Origin of the sequence: Mesorhizobium sp. M7A.F.Ca.CA.004.06.1.1, from assembly GCF_003999135.1 — a bacterium.
Taxonomy (GTDB): Bacteria; Pseudomonadota; Alphaproteobacteria; order Rhizobiales; family Rhizobiaceae; genus Mesorhizobium.
The window spans coordinates 1-971 of record NZ_RZPQ01001237.1; the positions used below are offsets into that span (position 1 = coordinate 1).

The 971-nt window shown below is 64.6% G+C and carries 1 protein-coding gene and 1 pseudogene; one reads left to right on the plus strand and one right to left on the minus strand.

Going from position 1 to position 971, the window contains the following annotated elements:
* The coding region (locus EN906_RS35445; protein ID WP_127375833.1) for an MFS transporter at positions 1-397 on the minus strand (397 nt) is incomplete at its 3' end.
* Between the two features lie 121 nt (positions 398-518).
* On the opposite strand from EN906_RS35445, the pseudogene EN906_RS35450 reads away from it, so the two are divergent.
* Positions 519-971, plus strand: a pseudogene (locus EN906_RS35450) (ornithine cyclodeaminase family protein); the annotation flags it as partial.

The window sequence follows — 971 nt, forward strand, 5'->3', positions numbered from 1 at the left end:
GTACCAGGATGCGCCCGACCGGCGTCATCAGCGCGCTGCCGAGCCCTTGCACGACACGTGCGGCGACGAACTGGGTCAGGTTTTGCGAGACGCCGCAGGCAAGCGAGGCCAGGGTGAACAGGACGATCGCCAGCAGGAAGATGTTGCGTGCGCCGAACCGGTCGGCGAGCCAGCCCGACAGCGGCACGAATACGGCCATGGTCAGCATGTAGACGGTGATGCCGATGCTGATCGCCACTGCCGACACGCCGAAGGAAGCCCCCATCTGCGGCAGCGAGGTCGAGATGATCGTCGAATCCAGAAACTGCATGAAGAACGCGATGGCGACGATCAGCGCCACGCGCCGCGCATTGGTGGCCGTTTCGGGTAAGGTTGCGGTCTCGGGAACGGCTGTCATGACGGAACCGGTTTGAACAGCATCTCACCGGCGGCGTCCAGAGACCTCGCAACAAACTTTCGTGTCCCGCCTTGGCCTGCTATGGGATGAACGGGGTGGCCGAGAAAAGTGTCCGCGTAACATGAAGCCCATCTACATCGACTACCTCAATGCCCTCGACATCGATGCCCTTGCCATGACCGATGGCGAAATCATCGCTGCCGTCGAGGCTGGCCTGGTGGCGCAGGGCCGGGGCCAGACGGTGATCGAACCGCGCGTCCATCTCGAGCCGGACCCGTCCTTCCACGGCCATTTCGACGTGTTGCGCGGCTACGTCGCGCCGCTCGACACGGCCGGCGTCAAGATCGTCGGCGACTATGTCGACAATTACCTGCATGGCCTGCCTTCCGAATTCGGCATCCTCAACCTGTTCGACCCGCGCACCGGCGCGCCGCGCGCCATCCTCGACGCCACCGTCATCACCGACATGCGCACAGGCGCCGTCACCGCCATCGGCGCCAGGCATCTGGCGCGAAAGAATTCCAAAGTGCTGGCCCATATCGGCGCGCGGCGCGCCGGTGCGCGGGTCGAACAG